The sequence below is a fragment of the Corynebacterium sp. 122RC1 genome, from assembly GCF_024580955.1.
In the GTDB taxonomy this organism is placed as follows: Bacteria; Actinomycetota; Actinomycetes; order Mycobacteriales; family Mycobacteriaceae; genus Corynebacterium; species Corynebacterium kozikiae.
Genome location: NZ_JANIKD010000005.1, coordinates 102,606 through 123,490 on the forward strand (window position 1 = coordinate 102,606; position 20,885 = coordinate 123,490).

The following is a 20,885-nucleotide window of genomic DNA, read 5'->3' on the forward strand; positions in this document are numbered from 1 at the left end:
CGCACGGCCCCAGGCCCTAGGCCCAAGGCTCCAGGCTCCAGGCCCTAAATCACCCTAGAGCTCGAGCTCATCGGCAAAGTTGCCGGTCTCCAGGCGATCCTTGATCGTGGTTGTGAAACGGCCTGCGTCGGCACCATCAACTACCTGGTGATCGTAGGTGAATGGCAGGTAGCACATCTGGCGGATGGCAATTGCGTCTGCACCGTTCTCAGAGACCACTACAGCACGCTTTTGGATTGCTGCGGTGCCGAGGATGCCGGCCTGTGGTGGCACCAAGATTGGGGTGTCGGACAGTGCACCTTCGGAGCCGATGTTGGTGATCGTGAAAGTTGCGCCGGTGAGGTCGTTTGGCTTGAGCTTGTTGTTGCGTGCCTTGTCAGCGAGCTCAACAATGGCCTTGGCGATCTCCACGAGGCTCAGCTCCTGCGCCTTGTGGATCACAGGGGTGAGCAGGCCGCGTGGGGTATCCACGGCGATGGCCACGTTCACGTCTGCGTGGTAGGTCATCTCCTTGGTCTCTGCGTTGTAGGACGCGTTGACGTTCGGGTGGGAGACCAGTGCTTCGATGGTGGCCTTCACGAAGAACGGCAGGAAGGTGAGGTTTACGCCGTGCTTCTCCTGGAAGGCAGGCTTGTTGGCCTTGCGTAGTTCCGCGATCTTGGTCATGTCCACTTCCTGCAGGTGGGTGAGCTGTGCAGAAGTCTGCAAAGCCTCCACCATCTTGGCAGCAGTGATCTCGCGGATACGGTTCACCTTCTGGGTGGTGCCAATCAGCTCAGCCTTTGCAGGGTCCACGGACTTGGTAGACCAGTTGGCGCGAGGGTTCGCAGTCTGGGTACCGGAGGAAGCAGCAGCGCTTGCGGTTGGGGCCTCGCCTTCGCCAGCTGCAGCCAGCACATCCTGCTTACGGATACGGCCACCAACGCCGGTGCCCTTCACGGTGGAAAGATCCACGCCGTGCTTGTCAGCGAGCTTGCGGACCAGTGGCGTGACGTAAGGCAGGTTCTCGCCGGAAGGCTGGGACGCTGCAGGCTTTGCAGCAGGCTTTTCTGCAGGCTTCTCCGCTGGCTCTTCCGTCTTCGGTTCCTCGGTTTCGGCCGCAGGTGCTTCCGCTTCGGCTTCGGCTTCCGCTGGGGCTGGGGCTGGGGCTGGAGCACTTTCGACGTCACCATCTCCCGGCTCACCAACGCGTGCAATAACCTCGCCTACGTCTACGGTGTCGTCTTCCTTGTAAAGGATCTCCAGGATGGTTCCGGCCACTGGGGATGGCACCTCGGTGTCTACCTTGTCGGTGGAAACCTCGAGAAGGGCTTCGTCCACCTCAACGGTGTCGCCAACGGATTTCAGCCACTGGGTGATGGTGCCTTCGGTGACGGACTCGCCGAGCTCAGGCATCACAACATCGGTGGACTTACCAGCGCCAGCACCAGAAGCGGAGGCAGCAGCCTTGGGTTCTTCCTGCTTTGCCTCTTCCTTCTTCGGCTCCTCAGCCTTTTCAGCCTCGACCTTTTCAGCCTTTTCAGCCTCAGGCTTCGCAGCAGCACCACCCTGACCTGGCTCACCGATGATGGCGATGACCTCGCCCACGTCTACGGTGTCGTCTTCCTTGTAGAGGATTTCGAGGATGGTTCCGGCCACTGGGGATGGCACCTCGGTGTCTACCTTGTCGGTGGAAACCTCGAGCAGGGCCTCGTCTACCTCCACGGTGTCGCCAACGGACTTCAGCCACTGGGTGATCGTGCCCTCGGTGACGGACTCGCCGAGCTCAGGCATCACGACGTCGGTGGAATTCCCGGAAGAAGCAGGCGACGCAGCAGCTTCCGCAGGCTCTTCTGCTTCGGCTGGCTCAGCAGACTCGGCTGGCTCAGCGGACTCACTTTTGGTTTCCTCCGCCGCGGTTGTGTCACCGCCTTCCCCTGGCTCACCGATGATGGCGATGATCTCGCCCACGTCTACGGTGTCGTCTTCTTGGAAACGGATTTCGAGGATGGTGCCGGCTACTGGAGATGGCACCTCGGTGTCTACCTTGTCGGTGGAAACCTCGAGCAGGGCTTCGTCTACCTCAACGGTGTCGCCAACGGACTTCAGCCACTGGGTGATCGTGCCCTCGGTTACGGATTCGCCCAGCTCGGGCATCACAACGGAGTGTGCCATTGTTGTTTTAACTCCTAGTAAGTCACGCGATTTGCTTTGTATCACTAGAGACTACCGCCACAAGTTGGGAATGTGGCAATTAATACGCCGCGGTGTGGGGCGAATCGGGTAGTCCAAAAGGTTCGTACTCCCAAAGGGTAGCGCTTCCCCCGGATGCCTGCTTGATATTTCCCTCTTTTGCCCCCGCCTCTGTGATGCGGTGTCGGGAGCTACGGCTGCCTCACCCCGCAAAGATGTGGCTAGAATTGGGGCCGTGTTTCATCTCTTTGGCCGCAAAACGCCGCGATCCAACTTGAAGCCCGCCCGGGGTCCAGGGGAGACCGTGCGCGAGCATGATCTGGCCTACCTGAAGGCTTGGGTTCGTGATCATGCGTTGGTGGAGGCGTACATTGAGCCGGAGACACTGGTCAATGAGATGTCCGTGGTATTGGTGGATGCCTCGGGCGAGTTTACGCGACGCAGGATTGGTGGCCCGAAGGGCATTGATGTCATCGCCCGCACCCTCGGTGTTCCGGTCTATGACGTTGAGGAGACCGGCTACCCGCAGCGAATGCGCACCAAGATCGAGCGGGATCGCATCTTGCGTAAGCGTGCTGAACAAGCGCAACGCCGCCGCGAGTTTGAGCAACGTCGCAGCGGCGAGGAGTTCTAGGGCCAGTCAGGCCCTACTTTTTGGGGGCATTTTCGACGTCACCAGCGAGCTGGCTGAGCAGTTCTATAAACGTGCGCACTGGCACACCAGTACCCCTGCCTGGGGTGTATCCCCATGGGCTGCTGGTGTTGAACGCCGGGCCAGCGATGTCCAAGTGTGCCCACTTGATGCCTTTGCCTACAAATGCCTGGAGGTACGCCGCCGCGGCCATCATGCCGCCGTAGCGGCTGGTGCCGATATTGCGCAGGTCCGCAACGGGGGATTTCATGTCTTGCGCGATTTCCTCAGGGATCGGCATTGGCCACGCGCCTTCACCCACGGCGTTGCCCACGGCGGCAATCTTGTCGCGGAAGTCCTCCGCACCCATCACGCCGGTAGTCCGGGTGCCCAGGGCGATCATTTGTGCGCCGGTCAGCGTGGCCACGTCCACGAGGTAGTCGGGGGCGTCTTCGCTCGCGCGGGCCATGGCGTCGGCCAGAACCAGGCGGCCCTCGGCGTCAGTGTTCAGAATCTCGGAAGTGGTGCCGCCGTAGTGAGTGATCACGTCGCCTGGGCGGTATGCCTCGCCGTCGGGCATGTTTTCTGCAAGTGGAATGGTCGCGGTCACGTTCACGCCGAGTCCAAGGCGGGCTGCGGCGATAACGGTGGCCACCACAGCGGCGGAGCCGCCCATGTCAGAAATCATGTGGTCCATGGTGGCGGCCGGCTTAATGGAAATGCCGCCGGTGTCAAAGGTGATGCCCTTGCCCACCAGTGCAACCTTCGGTGCTTTCTTTGCCCGCTTGGCGGGGGAGTAGCTCATGCGCACCAGGCGAGGCTTGCGGGCAGAGCCAGTGCCCACGGCCAAGATGCCACCGAAGCCCTGCTTCTTCAGTGCCTTTTCGTCCAGCACCTCCACATCCACTCCGTGTTCCTTGCCGAGGGCCTGGATGAACTCCGCGTAGCTGGCGGGGTAGAGGTGCGAGGAAGGGGTGTTCACTAGGTCGCGTGCGGTGGCCACTGCCTGCACGGTGATGCGTGCGCGGGAGAATTCTTCCTTATCACGGGCAAGTTTTTCCTTGTCACCAGTAACCAAGAAGGTCACCTTTTCCACCGGGGCATCGTGTACTGATTCAGCGCTTTTTTGACCCACGTAGTGGTATGCGCCAAGGCCAATGCCTTCCACTGCAGCCGCGAGGCCAAAACTTCCCAATGTGGTGAGCACATGGTTGGTGCCCTTCAGAGCGCGGGCGGCGGCGCCGGCTGCGCGGCGAAGGGCTTCGTCGTCAAGCTCCTCATCCGAGCCCAAGCCAACGGCGGCGATGAAGTCTGCCTCCACACCCTCAACGGAGGGGATTCGCGTGACTTCCTGTGCTTTGCCCGTGGCGCCTACCGCGCTGAGCAGTTCCCAGACGGCGATGGCGGTTTCCTCGTCGAAGAACTCCGGCGCCGCGAGCTCAAGGCCGTCCTCGCCCTTGAAAACGGGGATGAGCAATGCGGTGAGATCCTGCGGCAGTTTCTTGGTGGAGGTCACCAGCGCCAGCTCGGTGGCAACGCCGGTGGCTGGAAGTACCCCCATCGCAACATTTGCGGATTTTGTGGATGAAGAAGCTTGACTCAACGCAATGATCCTTTCTGCTAAACACAAGAACACAAGAATGCGGTTCCGGGTGTGGAACGCAGCCTTGAGGCAAGCCTACTGAAATGTGGCAAGTTGATCTTCTGTCGCGCTACAGGTGTACGTTTATTTGCATGACTTCACTTCCCTTTTCTGTAGAACGCACATCCTCCCCAACACCACCGGAGCGCCTGGCGGAAATCCTGGCCAACCCCGGGTTTGGCCAGTACTTCACGGACCACATGGTGTGCATCGAGTGGTCGGAGGAGAAGGGGTGGCATGATGCGAAAGTTCGCCCCTACGCTCCGCTAAGCCTTGACCCTTCCACTTCGGTGTTCCATTACGGCCAGGCGATCTTTGAAGGTATTAAGGCATACCGCCAAGAAGATGGCTCCATTAAGACGTTCCGCCCGGAGGCGAATGCACAGCGCCTGCAGCGTTCAGCAGCGCGAATCAGGATGCCGGAGCTTCCGGAGGAGCTGTTTATTGAGTCCCTGCGCCAGTTGGTGGAGATCGACCAAGCGTGGGTGCCTGCGGCTGGCGGGGAGGAGTCCCTCTACCTGCGCCCATTCATGATTTCCACGGAGTCTACGCTGGGCGTGCACCCTTCGAATTCCTACACCTACATGGTGATTGCCTCCCCGGCGGGCGCATACTTCTCCGGCGGCGTCAAGCCTGTTTCCGTGTGGTTGTGCGAGGATTATGTGCGCGCTGCTCCGGGCGGCACGGGTGACGCGAAGTTTGCCGGAAACTACGCCGCCAGTTTGCTCGCCCAGGCTCAGGCAGCGGAGAAGGGCTGCGATCAGGTGGTTTGGCTGGACGCCATCCAGCACAAGTTCGTGGAAGAGATGGGCGGGATGAACCTGTTCTTTGTGCTCGGCGAGGGTGCGGATGCGCACGTGGTCACCCCAGAGCTTTCCGGCTCCCTCCTGCCTGGCATCACCAGGGATTCCCTCCTCCAGGTTGCCCGTGACCGCGGCTACACCACCGAGGAGCGCCGCATCGACATCGCCGAGTGGGAGCAAAAAGCCACCAGCGGCGAAATGAGCGAGACCTTCGCCTGTGGCACCGCCGCCGTGATCACCCCAGTGGGCCGAGCGCTCTCCAACCACGGCGAGTTTTCGATCCACGGCGGCGAGGCCGGCCCAATCACCATGGAACTGCGCGAAATCCTCACAGGCATTCAGCGCGGCTCTGTGGAAGACACCCACGGCTGGATGCACACCCTTATACCTGCGCAATAACTCCAGCTACTACGGCCATGAGCAGCCACGCGGCGGTACCACACAGATGCATGATGAATCCCGTGGTATCGCCGTTCAGGCCCTCAAAACGGCGGTCACAGTGCCGCGCGAGCAGCACAGCCAGACCCAGCACAGCGAGGCCACAACCAAGCGTGCCGACGCCCCCAGCGCCCGCACCCATCACCAAAGCCAGGGGAGTTGCCGCGGCAAGGTAGGCCAGAGACCAAGCCACGATCCACCATGTCTTGACCGTGCCTACCATCAGGGCGCCGAACCCTTTGGGGGACATGGGGTGAAAGCGCGCGTGGCAGTTCACCATCGCGGCGATCCGGGCCAACACCACCGGCGCCCACATCATCCACCACCAGCCCAGATCGAGCAGGGCTACCATGCCGGCGATTTGTGCCAGCAGTGAAAGCAGTGCTGAAGCCATGCCGATCAGCCCCGTTGCGGGGTCGGCCAAGATCTCCCTCGCGCGGGCGGGCGGGGCGTAGGAACCTAGGGCGTCGGCTACGTCGGCAAGCCCATCAAGATGCATGAACCTGCTGAACAGCTCCATGAACGCGGTGATGAGCACCGCCGTGAGCAGTGCGGGCGTGTCTAGGAAGGCTGCGGCGCCCGCGATCGTGGTTGCTCCAAGACCGTGTGCGATTCCGGCCACAGGCAGGCTGGCTAGCACTCGGGCGCCCGTGGTGCGGTCAAAGGCCGTGGCGCCGTGCAAGGGCAAAATGGTGGTCCAACTCAGCGCAGTGGCGGGGCCCTCCAGGATGGCTGGGCCGTGCTCGCCTTCTACAAACCCGGCTTTGCCAGACACTACATCCGGCCTTCTGGCACCGCATTTTTGCCGGAAACCTGGGCGGATTCAAAGGTGGCCATGTCATTCATGATGTCCGCACCCATTTTCACCAAAGGCACTGCCGCAGCCGCACCGGATCCTTCACCCAAGCGCAAGCCCAGGGTGAGCAGCGGGGTGAGGCCCAGGTATTCCAGCGCGAATTGGTGTGCGGGTTCCGCAGACTGGTGGCCCGCCTGCATCCAACGGCGCGCGCCCGGCGCCATCTGTTCTGCGAGCAGTGCGCTTGCAGTGACCACCACGCCGTCCAACAGCACTGGGGTGCGGCGCACCGCTGCTTGGGCGATGAACGCCGCCATTGCCGCAAGTTCCGGGCTGGTGACCATGCGCATCATGGTGAGTACGTCGCCGCGGTGTTTGCGGGCGCGGAACATGGCGTCGCGTACCGCTTCCACTTTGCGTTTCCACCCTTCGTCGTCCACGCCAGAACCTCTGCCGGTCACTACCACTGGCTCCTGGTTGGTGAGCAAGCCAATGATCACGGCAGAGGGAGTGGTGTTTCCAATGCCCAGGTCACCGCCCATGAGGAGGTCAGCGCCAGAATCAATTTCCTGGTCGGCAATACGCTTGCCAATCTCGATGGCTCGGATGAGTTGTTCCTCTGTCATGGCGTCCTCGCGGTCAATCGACCCGCAAGATTTGCTCACGCGCTCATCCCCCCAGGCGTCGTGGTTGAGGGAGATGTCCGCCACTCGCACGCCCGTGCCGGACTGGTTAGCAATGACGTTGACTCCCGCCCCACCTTGGCGAATGTTCTCCGCCATCTGAATAGAAACCTCAATGGGGTAGGGGGAGACGTTCTTCGTTGCAATACCGTGGTCACCGGCGAACACCACCAGCCGCGGCCGGGTGATCTTGCGTGGCGGCACTTGGTCCTGGCACGCGGAAAGCCACACCCCCAGATCCTCCAGGCGGGCCAGCGAACCCGTGGGTTTGGTGAGGTTGAGCTGGAATTGCCGAGCTTGCTTCTCCGCCTCCTGACTGGGGCGTTCGACCTTTGGGAAAAAATCTGAAGGCTGCATGAAACGGTGCGCTCCAAAACGTGAAGTAACGAAGAACTTGAGAACGTCTCTACTTTAGCGCCTGAAAAGTCCGACGGATCATTAGGGACTCTTCAGCGTGAGGGTTTGGCCCGCCACCACCAGCAGCACCCGGTCACAATGTTGCGCGACCAATTGGTTCAGTGCGCCCAGTTCATCCCGAAACAGCCTGCCAGCAGGGTGTTCCGGGATCACCCCCATCCCAACCTCTGGAGACACAATGGTGAGGGAAGATTCACACTTGGCAATTCCCCGTACCACTTGCTCAAAGAGTTCAGAAAATTGGCCCCGCTGGCCCTCCCAACCCACCAGGTCCAATTTGTGGGTGAGCCAGGTGCCCAGGTCATCCACAAACAGGTGGTTACCGTGGGCAGGGATGGGTGAGTTCAGGGCGTCGATGAGGTCCGTGTGTTCGTCGAGCACCCAATTGGCTGGCCTGCGCGCGGCATGCCTAGCGATTCTCGCCGCGAAGTCGGCGTCGAACTGCCCCCCGCCTTCCGACGGATACGGCCGGGCGGTGGCAAGGTAGGTGCAGCCACTTTCCGGCACCAACGATTCGGCGAATTGAGATTTGCCGCTGCGGGCACCGCCGAGCACCAACGTATGCAGGGGGCGCTGGCTCATGGGTTAGGAGACCTCGTCGCCAAGGTTCACCCGTGGCTTCGGGGTGCGCCAACGGCGAGGCTGGGTGGCGCGGCCATAGGCGTAGAAGCCCATAGCGAAGCCCTTTTCCTGTGTGTTGGGGAACTTCTGGCGGGTTGCCGCTGCAGCGCGACGGCCAAGGATGATGCCTTCAATGAAGAACAAAAGGATAAGACCCATAGCGACCATGGACACCACAGAGGCGAATGTGGGCGCCCACTGCCCGATGAGCATCACGATGAGCAAGCCCATGGCCACTGGCATCACCATGTTGTTGAGGTAGCGGCGGGAATCCACAAAGTCGCGGATGAAGGCGCGCTCCGGGCCCTTATCGCGGGGCAGGAGGTATTGCTCTTCGCCGCGATCCATTGCGGCTTGTGCCTCGCGCTGCTTGGAGCGGCGGCGTTCCTTTTCGGCGCGCTTGTATTCCTTCCACTGCTCACTGCTCATTGAGGCCTTGAGCTCCTTGCGGCGCTTGCGCACATCACCATAGGACTCACCGGGGGAGAAGCGGGACTCAAACGTGCCTGGCTGCGCCTGCGCCTGCTTGCGGCTTGGCGTGGCCTTGCCCTTCTTGGGGGTGTAGGCCTTTGAAGTCTCTTGTGAATTTCCGGAAGTAGAAGAATCCGATGACGTTTGGGACACGCTCTTGCCTCGCTCGTTGTCTGCTCGCTCGTTCAATACTTAATTTCCTCGCACTATAGGCTACAAGTTTCCTGCCCCAGATTGGGAATCTGCACGGGAAGCAGATTGGGAATAACTCGAAGCGTTTGTTGGTTGCAGCCCCTAGGTGTTGCCCATACACACTCTTGTGGGCAACATGTCCGATGGCGCGGTAGACTCGCACCACATAATTCTTTTTTCAGTTTTCAATTTCGGAGCACCAGATCACCTGGCAAAAGGAGCACAGAATGACTGCACCGTCTACGAACACCGGCGTTATCCTTACCGACGCAGCAGCTCAGAAGGCAAAGTCCTTGCTTGACCAAGAGGGCCGCGACGATCTTGCACTCCGCATCGCCGTGCAGCCCGGTGGTTGCGCAGGTCTGCGTTACCAGTTGTACTTTGACGACCGCACCCTGGATGGGGACAAAGAGGACCTCGTTGGCGGCGTCCGCCTGGTGGTAGACAAGATGAGCGTCCCTTACCTCACCGGCGCACGCATTGACTTCGCGGACACCATCGAGTCCCAGGGCTTCACCATCGATAACCCGAATGCCGGCAGCTCCTGCGCCTGCGGTGACTCCTTCAACTAAGCCCAAAAACAGCAACGCCCCCTTCAGACCCCAATTCCATGGGGCCTCAAGGGGGCGTCGGTATGTATCTGCTACAGCCGCACTGGGTAGTCGCGTTGCTCAATCTGGGGATCGATGCGGTTTTCCACAAAGATGCCGTGCCACACCATGAACGCGAGCACGGTCCATAGGCGCCGGGAGTGGTCGGAGGTGCCGTCGCGGTGCTCGTTGAGCATTGCCAGCACTGCTGCCTTGTCAAAGATTTCCTCGGTGCCGGACTCATTGATGGTGTCTTGTGCCCATCCAAACAGTTCGTCCCCGGCCAGCCAGTGCCGCATTGGCACGGGGAAGCCCAGCTTCTTGCGGTGCAACACGTGCGCTGGGACGATCTGTTCCATGGCCTTCCGCAGGGCGTACTTGGTAGTGCCGTTGGCGATCTTGAGGTCGTGAGGCAAGGTCTCCGCCACTTTGAACACTTCCTTGTCCAGGAATGGCACGCGCAGCTCCAGCGAGTGCGCCATGTTAATCTTGTCCGCCTTCACCAGGATGTCACCACGCATCCAGGTGAATAGGTCAAGGTGCTGCATTCGGGCCACGGGGTCCATGTGCTTGGACTGGGCGTAGATCGGTGCGGTGACCTCGCGGTGGTCCCACTCACGCTTAGCCCAGGGGATTACGCGTTGCATCTGCTCAAAGTTAAAGGAACGAGCATTGCCGTAGTAGCGCTCCTCCATGGTCATCGAGCCGCGCTCCAACAACGACTTTCCGCGCATACCTTCCGGGAACACCTTGGCAATCTGGCCCAAACCGCGGCGCAGTGGGGAGGGGATCTTCTCAAAGGGTGCGAGGGAGAGTGGTTCCTTATAAATGGTGTAGCCGCCAAAGAGTTCGTCAGCACCCTCGCCGGAGAGCACCACTTTTACCCGCTTACGGGCCTCCTGCGCCACGAAATACAGTGGCACCAGTGAGGGGTCGGCTACCGGGTCATCCAGGTACCACATGATTTTGGGGATGGCGTTGGCGTATTCCTCGGGGGAAACGATCTTTACCACGTGCTCCACGCCGATCGCCTCGGCGGATTCCGCAGCGACGTCCACCTCGGAGTAGCCCTCGCGCTCAAAACCGGTGGTGAAGGTGATGAGGTTTGGGTTGTGGCGTTTTGCCAGGGTGGCAATTGCGGTGGAATCAATGCCACCGGAGAGGAAGGACCCCACGGTGACGTCGGCACGCATGTGCTTTTCCACGCTGTCCTCCAGCGCGCGTGCGATCCTGTCAAAGACGTCCTGCTCGGCGCCCTTGGGAACGGGCTGCGCGGGGAACTGCGGGCGGAAGTAGCGCGTCTGCTGCACCTTCGAACCTGGACCAGGCTTCACGATCGCGTAGCAGCCCGACTCCAAGCGCCGCACCTGCGCATGCAGACTCTCCGGCTCCGGGACATACTGCAGGTCCACGTAGTGCTCGATTGCGCGTTGGTCAAGCTCCAGGCCCAGACCAATTTCCTCCGCCATGGAGAGGATGCACTTCTTTTCGCTGGCAAAGACCGTGCCGGCATCGGTGGTGGCGTAATACAGCGGCTTGATGCCAAATTGGTCCCGGGCAAGAAACAGTGTCTGTTCCTTGGAGTCCCAGATGGCCACGCCGAACATGCCGCGCAGGTGTCGCACAACGTCTGGGCCCCAATGGTGGAAGCCCACTACGATTGGCTCGCCATCACCGGAAGTATTAAAGGTATAGCCAGCTTCCTGGAGCTGCTGGCGCAACTCGATGTAGTTGTAGATTTCCCCGTTGAAGGTCATCGCGTAGCGGTCGGGTTCGCCGCTCGGACCCCAGCGCAGCGGCTGGTGTGAATGCTCAATATCAATGATGGACAGACGGTTAAAGCCGAACACCGCTTGCTCATCGTGCCAGGTCCCGGCCTCATCGGGGCCGCGGTGATACATGCACGGGAGGGCGTTTTCCACTGCGCCTACAAAATCTTTGGCGTTGTTATTGCTGGTCAACATGCCAAGCAATCCGCACATGGTGAACATCCTTCCAAACGTCAATTGGGCCGCTCAGATTCCCTACTACGGCCAAGATACGTACACGAGCGTACTACCTCGCCCAGACGCGGCTCTCGCGCCGCACCGCCTCGCAGGAGCTTTCCGACGTCCCCGCGTTTGCTCAACACGAGGGGAGGGTATCCATAAGGTTGATACCAAGGCGTTCAATTGTGATATGCCTCATAGGATTTTTGTGTACAAGGCGCCGTTTGCTGTGCGAACGCTAGGAAACTGAAAAGGTGCTGGGAAAATGCCCTCTACACAGGGGGGATCAGCCTGGCAAAACATTCCGCCTTTGCTGGGGCTATGCGCTATCCTGCGTAAATAGACGTGGGCACAGTGCCTTCGTTCTGCCCTGTTTCCCCATAGCCAAGAAGTGCAATGGGGGAGCGTGGTTGGCGGAGGGACTGCGTTTCAAAGAACTATTGCAACAGGAAGGCAGACGCGCGTGGAACAGCAGCAAAAGCGCAGCTTGGGCCGTAAGGGAATGCTCGGTGCGGTCCTCGCACTCGGTGGTACAGCCTTGGCAGGGTGTGACGTAACGCCACCAGGTGGTTTTATTGGGGACTTCCTTGCTTTCGGCTGGCCAAAGGGCATCACCCCTGAAGCCACCGCAATGTACAACTTCTGGTCCTGGGTGTGGGTTGCCGCATGGATCATCGGCTTCGTCATGTGGGGCCTGTTCATCTACGGCATGTTCGCCTGGAGCGCCAAGAAGGCAAAGAAGGCTGGCAAGGATGAGTTCCCACGCCAGACCCAGTACAACATCCCCCTGGAGCTCGTGCTCACCATCATTCCAATCGTGATCGTGATGGCGCTGTTCTTCTTCACCGTGCAGACCCAGGACAAGGTGACCGCGCTGAACAAGAACCCAGAGGTGACCGTGGACGTCACCGGCTACCAGTGGAACTGGAAGTTCGGTTACAACCGCATCGGCGCAGAACTTTCCCCAACCGGTTCCGAGTACAACGGTGTGGACGAAGAGCGTCAGGCTCTGGCACTTGCTTCCCGCGAGGATGAAAACGGCGAGAACCCAATCAACGGCCGTTCGAAGTCCGACGTCTCCTTCCTGAACTTCAACACCATCGAGACCGTTGGTACCACCTCCGAGATTCCAGTTTTGGTTCTCCCAACCAACACCCCGATTGAGTTCAGCCTGGCATCTGCTGACGTGTCCCACGCATTCTGGGTTCCAGAGTTCCTCTTCAAGCGTGACGTGTACGTCAACCCAGAGGCGAACAATGCAGAGCGCCGCTTCCAGATTGAAGGCATCGAGCGCGAAGGCGCATTCGTTGGCCGCTGCGCTGAAATGTGCGGTACCTACCACGCAATGATGAACTTCGAAATCCGTGCAGTCTCCCCAGAGCGTTTCGCTGACTACATTCAGTTCCGCTACGACAACCCAGAGGCTTCCAACGCAGACGCCCTGGCGTCTATCGGCGAGGCACCATACGCTACTTCCACCCAGCCGTTCGTTTCTAACCGCACCGCAACCCGCGACGGTGAGAACTTCGTAGACAACAACGCGGCTTCCTAAGCGGCAAGAAGGGATCATCAATCATGAACGCATCAGCAAAGATCATGTACTCCCTGACTGCATTCCTGGCAGTCGTGACGGTCATCTACTTCATTGCCACAACCTATGTTCAGGATTCCGGCAACATCATCGGCCTTGAGTGGGCAGGTGCTACTGCGCTTGCGTTGAGCACCCTTCTCTGCCTCATGCTCGGCGGTTACCTGCACTTCACGGAGCGTCGTATCGACGTACTGCCGGAGGACTGGGAAGAGGCTGAGATTTCCGACGCCGCTGGCACTCTGGGCTTCTTCAGCCCAAGCTCCATCTGGCCAGCCGCAATGTCCGGCGCCGTGGCGCTGCTCGGCTTCGGCATCATCTTCATGCACTACTGGCTGATCGCCCTCGGTGCTGTGGCCCTGATCTGGACCACGACCATGCTGAACCTGCAATACGGTCTGCCAAAGGAAAAGCACTAGTTTCCTAGAAGGGCTACGCCCGCCACGTCTTTAACATTGCCCCGACGGTTCCTGAAACCGCCGGGGTATTTTGCGTGCCTGGCAGCGTCGGATTGCGATTGTAAAAAGTTCCCGAGGGCCCAAAGAATTCATCTATTGGTCGCGCACCGCACACCCATGGGGGAGCGAGGGGTGTTTGCGCTGGTGGGTGGGTTCAACCGAAAGTATGAAACTCGGCGAGGGTTCAGTCATCCGAGCTGTGAGATAACTCTCATGCGTCGAAATGGTGCCTCCGTGGCTCGGGATGGGGGATGCAACACTGTGATGTGCGTGACCTGCAGCAATGCGTAGTCGTATGAAAGTCCCAAAAAGTTCCCAGCTACTTTCCAGATTCTATTGCCATCAAAGATTGCTGCAGCGGGGGCAATTGAGCTGCAAATTCAACCAAAAGTACGGGGGCAAAGACGTGCATTTACCTAGCTAGGCCGCCATACTAATAGGCGTGACGAGCGCAATTGGAAATACAGAAATGGCAGCACCACAACGTGTTGCAGCACTGAACCGGCCAAACATGGTCAGTGTTGGCACGATTGTGTTCCTGTCTCAGGAATTGATGTTCTTCGCCGGACTGTTCGCGATGTACTTCACCTCGCGTGCAAACGGTGTTGGTAATGGTTCATGGGCAGAGGGTACTGAGCACCTCAACGTGCCTTACGCTTTGGCGATCACCGTCATCCTTGTGTCTTCTTCCTTCACGGCACAGGCTGGCGTGTTCGCAGCAGAGCGTGGTGACGTGTTTGGTCTCCGCAAGTGGTTCCTCATCACCATCTTGCTGGGCACCACCTTCCTCGTGGGCCAGGCATTCGAGTACTACGAGCTGGTGACTCACGGCCTGACCATCCCATCCAGCGTGTACGGATCGGTCTTCTTCATCACGACCGGCTTCCACGCAGCACACGTTTTGGCCGGTGTGCTGGCATTCGTGGTTGTGCTGCTCCGTATCCAGAAGGCAAAGTTCACCCCCGCACAGGCAACCGCCGCAATGGTGACTTCCTACTACTGGCACTTCGTGGACGTGGTCTGGATTGGCCTGTTCATCACGATCTACTTCGTGCAGTAACCCTTTTCGGATCAGCAAGACAAAAATCCGTTCCGGGACGTTCTCCGGGCAGTTTTAGGACTTCCCTCCACTTTCCAACATTCGAGACCAAAGGGAAATGATGGATACCAATAACTCTCAAATCGAGTCCACCAGCGGTGTGACCTCGGCTGAGGCTCAGAAGGTGCGCAAGCGCCGCAAGCTTCGCCGTACCGCTGCCGGCGCACTCGCTCTGACCATGGGCCTCACCGGTGCCGGCATCATCGTGAATGCTGTCACCCCAGATGCTCAGGTTGCCATCGCACAGCTTGACGATCAGGCACTTATCCAGGAGGGCAAGGACCTCTACGACGTTGCTTGCATCACCTGCCACGGTGTGAACCTCCAGGGTGTGAAGGACCGCGGTCCTTCACTCGTCGGCACCGGCGCCGGTGCAACCTACTTCCAGGTGCACTCCGGCCGCATGCCTATGCTGAGCAACTCCGCTCAGGCTCCGCGCAAGACTCCGCGTTACTCCGAGCAGCAGACCCTTGCCCTTGCCGCATACGTTGCAGCAAACGGTGGTGGCCCGGACATCGTATGGAACGAAGACGGCTCTATCGCAATGGAGTCTCTGCGTGGTGCGAACTACGACGGCCAGATTGATCCAGCCGATGTCGCTCGCGGCTCCGATCTGTTCCGCTTGAACTGCGCTTCCTGCCACAACTTCACCGGCCGCGGCGGCGCACTGTCCGGCGGTAAGTACGCGCCTGTCCTTGACCCTGCCAACGAGCAGGAGATCTACCAGGCAATGCTTACCGGCCCACAGAACATGCCAAAGTTCTCTGACCGTCAGCTCACCCCGGACGAGAAGAAGGACATCATTGCTTTCATCAAGGCTTCCAAGGAAACCCCAAGCCCAGGTGGCTGGAGCCTCGGCGGTCTCGGCCCAGTTGCTGAGGGCATGTTCATGTGGCTCGTTGGCATCGTTGTCCTCGTGGCAGCGGCACTGTGGATTGGATCTCGTTCATGAGTAATAACTTTGATAAGCAGTACACCGCCAAAGAACTCGACTCCATGAGCAACGAAGAGCTTGCTCGCCTGGGTACTGAGCTTGACGGTGTGACCGTTGCATACCGCAAAGAGCGTTTCCCAATTGCTGGCGATCCTGCCGACAAGCGCGCCGCCCGCGGTATCAGCATCTGGTTCGGCATCGGCATCGTTGCCGCCATCGCATTCCTTGCGATCTACCTCTTCTGGCCTTGGGAGTACAAGGGTCACGGAGATGAGGGCCTCTGGCTCTACACCCTCTACACCCCATTGCTCGGCCTTACCTCTGGCCTAGCCATCCTGGCACTTGGCATTGGCGCAGTCCTCTTTGTGAAGAAGCTCATCCCAGAAGAGATCGCAGTGCAGCGCCGTCACGACGGTCCGTCGGATGAGGTTGACCGTCGTACCATCGTTGCCCTCCTCAACGATTCCTGGAACACCTCCACCCTTGGGCGCCGCAAGCTGCTGAAGTCCCTCCTTGGCGTTGGCGGCCTGCTTGCTGGCCTCGTGGTAATTGCTCCGCTTGGCGGCATGGTGAAGAACCCATGGCGTAAGGGCGAGCTCGGCATTCAGGGTGATGGCACCCTGTGGACCTCCGGCTGGACCCTCACCGAAAAGGGCGTGAAGGTCTACCTGGGCCGCGACACCGGTGCAATCGCCGAGAAGCACGACACCTCCGTGGGCTCCCACTACACCACCCAGGGCGTTTCCCGCTTGGTGCGTATGCGCCCAGAGGATCTGGATGCAGCGTCCATGGAGACCGTCTTCCCGCTCCCTGCGGACCTGGTCAACGACGGCGAGAACTACGATTCCAGCGCAGTGGTCTACGAGGAGCACATGCACTCCATCCACGGCCCACGCAACGCTGTGATGTTGATTCGCCTCCGTGCCCGCGATGCTGCTCGCGTTGTTGAGCGCGAGGGTCAGGAAGACTTCCACTACGGCGACTACTACGCCTACTCCAAGATCTGCACGCACATCGGCTGCCCAACCTCCCTCTACGAGGCGCAGACCAACCGCATCCTGTGTCCGTGCCACCAGTCGCAGTTCGATGCATTGCGTTACGGCAAGCCAGTCTTCGGCCCAGCCGCCCGCGCACTGCCTCAGCTACCAATCACCGTTGACGAAGAGGGTTACCTCGTCGCCGCAGGCAACTTCATTGAGTCTGTTGGCCCGGCATTCTGGGAGCGTAGGTCCTAATGAGCAATAAACTGGCCGAAATCGGCAACAACATCGACTCGCGGTACACCGCCGCAGCCGGCATCCGCCGACAGATCAACAAGGTCTTCCCGACCCACTGGTCCTTCATGCTCGGTGAGATCGCACTCTACAGCTTCATTATTCTGCTGCTGACCGGTGTGTACCTCACCCTGTTCTTCGACCCATCCATCACCAAGGTGATCTACGAAGGTGCATACCTTCCACTCAATGGTGTGGAAATGTCCCGCGCATACGAAACCGCGCTGAACATCTCCTTCGAGGTTCGCGGCGGCCTCTTCGTCCGCCAGATGCACCACTGGGCAGCACTTATGTTCATGGTCTCTATGACCGTGCACATGCTGCGCATCTTCTTCACTGGCGCGTTCCGACGTCCACGTGAGGCAAACTGGATCATCGGCTGTGTGCTGCTGCTGTTGGGTATGGCAGAAGGCTTCATGGGTTACTCCCTGCCTGACGACCTGCTCTCCGGTGTGGGTCTGCGCATCATGTCCGCAATCATCGTTGGCCTGCCAATCATTGGCACCTGGCTGCACTGGCTGATCTTCGGTGGCGACTTCCCATCTGAGATCATGCTCGACCGCTTCTACATTGCACACGTTTTGATCATCCCAGGCATCATCCTCGGCCTGATCGCAGCCCACCTGGCTCTCGTGTGGTACCAGAAGCACACCCAGTTCCCTGGACCAGGCCGCACCGAAAACAACGTGGTTGGCGTTCGCATTCTCCCGCTGTTCGGCCTCAAGGCCGCTGCCTTCGGTCTGATCACTGCTGGCGTGCTTGCCCTGATGGCTGGTCTGACCACCATCAATGCGATTTGGGTCCTTGGCCCTTACAACCCAGCACAGGTCTCTGCTGGTTCCCAGCCAGATATCTACATGCTGTGGACTGACGGTGCAGCTCGTGTGATGCCAGCGTGGGAGCTCTACTTGGGCAACTACACCATCCCAGGCGCATTCTGGGTGGCCCTGCTCTGTGGTCTCCTCGTTGCACTGCTGATCGGTTACCCGTTCATTGAAAAGAAGATCACTGGTGACGACGCACATCACAACCTGCTGCAGCGTCCACGCGACGTACCAGTTCGCACCTCCCTTGGTGTGATGGGTATTGTGTTCTTCTTCCTGATCACCCTGTCCGGTGGTAACGACCTCTTCGCTTACCATTTCCATGTGTCCCTGAACGCAATGACCTGGGTTGGACGTATCGGCCTGATCGTGCTGCCACCATTGGCTTACTTCATCACCTACCGCATCTGCCTCGGCTTGCAGCGTAACGACCGTGAGGTACTCGAGCACGGCATTGAGACCGGTGTAATCAAGATGCTGCCAAATGGTGCGTTCATCGAGGTTCACCAGCCACTCGGCCCTGTGGACGAGCACGGCCACCCAGTGCCACTGCACTACCAGGGTGCTCCAGTGCCAAAGCAGATGAACCAGCTCGGCTACTCCGGCCACCCAGGCCGCGGCTCCTTCCTGAAGCCAGACGCCCCGGAGATCGCCTCCAAGGCTGCTCAAATTGAGCACGATAACCACCGTGAAGAAGTTGAGATGTACGAAAACCTCCAGAAGGCGAATCGTGCAACCGACGAGGAGAAGGGCCACTAGGCCAAGCGGTTCTCTCCAAACGGTCTCGAATACTCAAACGCCGGCCCCCAAAGGGCCGGCGTTTTTGTGTGCCTGCATTCACTTCGCGAACGCCCCAAACGCTATGAATAGCAATGATGTGAGCAGGGTCACAGGTCAATGTTCTCGGCAAAGGAGCTGTGCCCTGCGGACTAGGTTGTGCCGCTCTTCCTGAGAAGACCAAACCGTGAAGGCCGACCTCAGGTGAGGTGGGGAAGCAAAGTCTTTCGGTTTTCTCAGGTAACTACTTCTCGATTGACATCACATGACGGTGTAGATAACGGTGGTGTAACAATTGGAAATCGGCGTGGTAACTAGACATCGCCGTTGTGGTTTCGTAACCTAATCGAGACATTCAAAGCAATCCGCTTGGGATGCTTGAACAACCAAGAACGCAAGACGCCGTTCCTCACTCCTCTAAAACGCTTTGGGAGAGGGTAGCGGAGCCGCTCGGTATCAAGGGCTCGAAAGGGTTTGTGTGGGCCGAGTTGGTAGGCGCGATGAGATTTGGAGATTTTTGTGGCTAAGCACCGTAAACCAAGCAACAACGTTGCCCGGAACGCAGCGGCAGCCTCCGCTGTGGCAATGGGCGCATCTGCAGTCCTTGCAAACCCAGCACAAGCTGCTGAAGTTGTTGTGCCAGGTACCGCAATTCGCTTTGAAGTGGCCGGTATTGAGAACGTTCAGGGCATTCAGACTGTCCCAGGCGTTGAGCAGTGGATTCCTTCCCTGGGCCAGCAGGCCGGGGCTAACTACAACGCAGCCGTTACCGGCCCAGTTGTGCAGACCCCTTCCACTGGTCAGGCAATCGTGGATATTGCTCGCACCAAGATTGGTTCCCCTTATGTGTGGGGTGCAGCAGGTCCTAATGCTTTCGATTGCTCTGGCTTCACCACTTGGGTGTACCAGCAGGTTGGCAAAGCTATTCCGCGCACCTCCTACGCGCAGGCAGCTGGTGGTGTGAAGGTGTCCCGCGATCAGCTCCAGGCTGGCGATATCGTGGCCTTCTACTCTGGCGCATCCCACGTTGGCATCTACACCGGCCACGGCACCGTGATCCACGCGCTGAACTCCAGCACGCCGCTGTCCGAGACCCCGATCGACTACATGCCGTTCCACTCTGCCGTGCGCTACTAAGAGCGCACGAACCATGGCAAGAGCATGGCAATAACCGCGCGCGGTAGCAGTCCCTCTCCCTACCAGGAGGGGGACTTTTTTTCGTTTAGTCGCCGCCCTTGCGCCCCATTTCTTTAGTCACACTAGCCACAGTGGTCACTGTTTTGCTGGGCATTGTTATGCGTAGCGCGCACTGCGTTTATAGTGTGTACGTTCGTGTTTTTCTTAGTTTGTCAGTCTTCTGGCTGATCTCTTAGCTGCCCCACCCCCAGGAATGTTTGTGAAGTTCTCCCGCCTTCTCCTTGTTGCTGCTACCTGCACTGCATTGGTGCCCATTACTTCCGCCACCATGGTGTCTCATGCTCAAAACATCGAGGAGCTGATCGCATCTATGGAAACTATTTCCACGGAAGCGGGCGCCAAGAACGAGGAAGTCAAGCAACTCGAAATTGACCTGGAGACCAGCGGGCAAGAGGTTGCGGAATTGAGCGCTCATGTGGCTCAAGCTACGGATCAAGTGAATGCGGCAATCGCCGAGCAGGAGGCGTACCGCTTTGAGGTGAACCGCATTGCCTCTGCGAAGTATCGCGGTGCCACTATTGACCCGCTCACCAACGCCATTTCCGCGGAGAATCCGCAAAACGCTCTTGACCGTGCGGCGTACATGACGCTCCTTGGGGACAAGGCAAATAGCGCCCTGGCGCAGCTCACTGAGGCGCGCGAGGAAGCCGTGGAGCGCCGCGGAGAGCTCACCCGCGCGAAGGCTCGTGCGCAGCTCAAGCAGTTGGATCTGGAGGAGCGCAAGAAGGAACTCCACACCCAACAGGAGGAGCTTGAGGCGAAGGCCCGTGAAATCCAGGAGAAGGTGAGCGCCCTCGGCCCCGCAGAGCGTGCGCTGTGGGAAGCGAAGAACGGCCCGGTTGAATATTCGCTTGCCGGCGTTTCCGGTTCCAACGCCGCGGGCATGGAGGCCCTCACCGCGGCAATGACCAAACTGGGTTCCCCGTACTCCTGGGGCGGAATCGGCCCAGACGCCTTCGACTGCTCGGGCCTGGTGTACTGGGCGTACCAGCAGCAGGGCAAGACGCTCCCGCGCACCTCCCAAGCGCAAATGGCTGGTGGCACTCCCGTGAGCCGCGCGGAGCTGCAGCCTGGCGATGTGGTCGGCTACTATCCAGGTGCCACCCACGTCGGTATCTACGCGGGCAACGGCATGCTCATCCACGCGTCTGACTACGGCATTCCCGTCCAGGTTGTTCCTGTAGACTCCATGCCGTTCTACGGCGCACGCCGTTACTAGTCACCACCAACGCCACCGCGGGTACCGACGGCGCGGCGTGGCAAAACACTCAAGGAAGGCAGGGCTGCAGG

General features: G+C 59.5%; 18 protein-coding genes. 11 read left to right on the forward strand and 7 right to left on the reverse strand.

Annotated elements, in window-relative coordinates:
* Positions 1-54: 54 nt before the first annotated feature.
* A complete protein-coding gene (sucB, locus tag NQ050_RS04015) occupies positions 55-2,154 on the reverse strand; it encodes a 2-oxoglutarate dehydrogenase, E2 component, dihydrolipoamide succinyltransferase (protein ID WP_257037999.1) in 2,100 nt (699 codons plus the stop codon).
* A 253-nt stretch (positions 2,155-2,407) separates the two neighbouring features.
* Here sucB and NQ050_RS04020 point away from each other — a divergent pair, with 253 nt between their 5' ends.
* Positions 2,408-2,806, forward strand: coding sequence for an oxidoreductase (locus tag NQ050_RS04020; protein ID WP_257038000.1), 399 nt, complete (start codon positions 2,408-2,410; stop codon positions 2,804-2,806).
* Between the two features lie 13 nt (positions 2,807-2,819).
* Here NQ050_RS04020 and NQ050_RS04025 read toward each other — a convergent pair whose 3' ends face one another.
* The gene (locus NQ050_RS04025; RefSeq protein WP_257038001.1) at positions 2,820-4,364 is read right to left on the reverse strand and encodes a leucyl aminopeptidase; all 1,545 of its coding nucleotides are present in this window, start codon (positions 4,362-4,364) and stop codon (positions 2,820-2,822) included.
* A 173-nt stretch (positions 4,365-4,537) separates the two neighbouring features.
* Here NQ050_RS04025 and NQ050_RS04030 point away from each other — a divergent pair, with 173 nt between their 5' ends.
* Positions 4,538-5,647, forward strand: a complete 1,110-nt coding sequence (locus tag NQ050_RS04030) for a branched-chain amino acid aminotransferase (protein WP_257038002.1) — start codon at positions 4,538-4,540, stop codon at positions 5,645-5,647.
* Here the strand turns inward: NQ050_RS04030 and NQ050_RS04035 are convergent.
* The 4 genes from NQ050_RS04035 to NQ050_RS04050 form a co-directional block, all read right to left on the reverse strand.
* Positions 5,631-6,461, reverse strand: a complete 831-nt coding sequence (locus NQ050_RS04035) for an adenosylcobinamide-GDP ribazoletransferase (protein ID WP_257038003.1) — start codon at positions 6,459-6,461, stop codon at positions 5,631-5,633. The two genes, NQ050_RS04030 and NQ050_RS04035, sit on opposite strands and share 17 nt — an antisense overlap.
* Entirely contained in the window at positions 6,461-7,522 is a 1,062-nt protein-coding gene (cobT, locus tag NQ050_RS04040; protein WP_257038004.1) for a nicotinate-nucleotide--dimethylbenzimidazole phosphoribosyltransferase, read from the reverse strand. Before cobT ends, NQ050_RS04035 begins: the two co-directional genes overlap by 1 nt.
* 81 nt (positions 7,523-7,603) lie before the next feature.
* Positions 7,604-8,149 carry a bifunctional adenosylcobinamide kinase/adenosylcobinamide-phosphate guanylyltransferase gene (locus NQ050_RS04045; RefSeq protein WP_257038054.1) on the reverse strand — a complete coding sequence of 182 codons (546 nt, stop codon included), beginning with the start codon at positions 8,147-8,149 and terminating at the stop codon, positions 7,604-7,606.
* An 18-nt stretch (positions 8,150-8,167) separates the two neighbouring features.
* Complete coding sequence (locus NQ050_RS04050) at positions 8,168-8,863, reverse strand: DUF3043 domain-containing protein (RefSeq protein WP_257038005.1); 696 nt, start codon at positions 8,861-8,863, stop codon at positions 8,168-8,170.
* Between the two features lie 230 nt (positions 8,864-9,093).
* Between NQ050_RS04050 and NQ050_RS04055 the strand changes: the two genes are divergently transcribed.
* Positions 9,094-9,438, forward strand: a complete 345-nt coding sequence (locus NQ050_RS04055) for an iron-sulfur cluster assembly accessory protein (RefSeq protein ID WP_257038006.1) — start codon at positions 9,094-9,096, stop codon at positions 9,436-9,438.
* Between the two features lie 71 nt (positions 9,439-9,509).
* On the opposite strand, the gene asnB is transcribed toward NQ050_RS04055, so the two are convergent.
* Positions 9,510-11,438, reverse strand: a complete 1,929-nt coding sequence (asnB, locus tag NQ050_RS04060) for an asparagine synthase (glutamine-hydrolyzing) (RefSeq protein ID WP_257038007.1) — start codon at positions 11,436-11,438, stop codon at positions 9,510-9,512.
* 469 nt (positions 11,439-11,907) lie between these two features.
* On the opposite strand from asnB, the gene NQ050_RS04065 reads away from it, so the two are divergent.
* The 8 genes from NQ050_RS04065 (at position 11,908) to NQ050_RS04100 (ending at position 20,814) form a co-directional block, all read left to right on the forward strand.
* Positions 11,908-12,996 carry a cytochrome c oxidase subunit II gene (locus NQ050_RS04065; RefSeq protein ID WP_257038008.1) on the forward strand — a complete coding sequence of 363 codons (1,089 nt, stop codon included), beginning with the start codon at positions 11,908-11,910 and terminating at the stop codon, positions 12,994-12,996.
* Positions 12,997-13,019: 23 nt separating this feature from the next.
* Positions 13,020-13,451 carry a cytochrome c oxidase subunit 4 gene (locus tag NQ050_RS04070; protein ID WP_257038009.1) on the forward strand — a complete coding sequence of 144 codons (432 nt, stop codon included), beginning with the start codon at positions 13,020-13,022 and terminating at the stop codon, positions 13,449-13,451.
* A 481-nt stretch (positions 13,452-13,932) separates the two neighbouring features.
* A complete protein-coding gene (locus NQ050_RS04075; RefSeq protein ID WP_257038010.1) occupies positions 13,933-14,550 on the forward strand; it encodes a heme-copper oxidase subunit III in 618 nt (205 codons plus the stop codon).
* 97 nt (positions 14,551-14,647) lie between these two features.
* Positions 14,648-15,541 (forward strand): c-type cytochrome, encoded by an 894-nt coding sequence (locus NQ050_RS04080; RefSeq protein ID WP_257038011.1) that lies wholly within the window; start codon positions 14,648-14,650, stop codon positions 15,539-15,541.
* Positions 15,538-16,758, forward strand: a complete 1,221-nt coding sequence (locus tag NQ050_RS04085) for a ubiquinol-cytochrome c reductase iron-sulfur subunit (RefSeq protein WP_257038012.1) — start codon at positions 15,538-15,540, stop codon at positions 16,756-16,758. The genes NQ050_RS04080 and NQ050_RS04085 overlap by 4 nt, the downstream gene beginning before the upstream one ends.
* On the forward strand, positions 16,758-18,380 hold the full coding sequence (locus NQ050_RS04090; RefSeq protein WP_257038013.1) for a cytochrome bc complex cytochrome b subunit: 1,623 nt from the start codon (positions 16,758-16,760) through the stop codon (positions 18,378-18,380). The genes NQ050_RS04085 and NQ050_RS04090 overlap by 1 nt, the downstream gene beginning before the upstream one ends.
* 537 nt (positions 18,381-18,917) lie before the next feature.
* Entirely contained in the window at positions 18,918-19,535 is a 618-nt protein-coding gene (locus NQ050_RS04095; RefSeq protein ID WP_257038014.1) for a C40 family peptidase, read from the forward strand.
* A gap of 253 nt (positions 19,536-19,788) precedes the next feature.
* Positions 19,789-20,814, forward strand: coding sequence for an NlpC/P60 family protein (locus NQ050_RS04100; RefSeq protein WP_257038015.1), 1,026 nt, complete (start codon positions 19,789-19,791; stop codon positions 20,812-20,814).
* The last annotated feature ends 71 nt before the right edge of the window (positions 20,815-20,885 follow it).

What these genes read in the sequence shown, in the direction of transcription:
- sucB (WP_257037999.1), bottom strand. Translation starts at nt 2,154, where the DNA reads ATGGCACACTCCGTTGTGATGCCCGAGCTGGGCGAATCCGTAACCGAG.
- NQ050_RS04080 (WP_257038011.1), top strand. Translation starts at nt 14,648, where the DNA reads ATGATGGATACCAATAACTCTCAAATCGAGTCCACCAGCGGTGTGACC.
- NQ050_RS04025 (WP_257038001.1), bottom strand. Translation starts at nt 4,364, where the DNA reads ATGGGGGTACTTCCAGCCACCGGCGTTGCCACCGAGCTGGCGCTGGTG.
- asnB (WP_257038007.1), bottom strand. Translation starts at nt 11,438, where the DNA reads ATGTGCGGATTGCTTGGCATGTTGACCAGCAATAACAACGCCAAAGAT.
- NQ050_RS04030 (WP_257038002.1), top strand. Translation starts at nt 4,538, where the DNA reads ATGACTTCACTTCCCTTTTCTGTAGAACGCACATCCTCCCCAACACCA.
- NQ050_RS04090 (WP_257038013.1), top strand. Translation starts at nt 16,758, where the DNA reads ATGAGCAATAAACTGGCCGAAATCGGCAACAACATCGACTCGCGGTAC.
- cobT (WP_257038004.1), bottom strand. Translation starts at nt 7,522, where the DNA reads ATGCAGCCTTCAGATTTTTTCCCAAAGGTCGAACGCCCCAGTCAGGAG.
- NQ050_RS04085 (WP_257038012.1), top strand. Translation starts at nt 15,538, where the DNA reads ATGAGTAATAACTTTGATAAGCAGTACACCGCCAAAGAACTCGACTCC.
- NQ050_RS04100 (WP_257038015.1), top strand. Translation starts at nt 19,789, where the DNA reads ATGTTTGTGAAGTTCTCCCGCCTTCTCCTTGTTGCTGCTACCTGCACT.
- NQ050_RS04070 (WP_257038009.1), top strand. Translation starts at nt 13,020, where the DNA reads ATGAACGCATCAGCAAAGATCATGTACTCCCTGACTGCATTCCTGGCA.
- NQ050_RS04055 (WP_257038006.1), top strand. Translation starts at nt 9,094, where the DNA reads ATGACTGCACCGTCTACGAACACCGGCGTTATCCTTACCGACGCAGCA.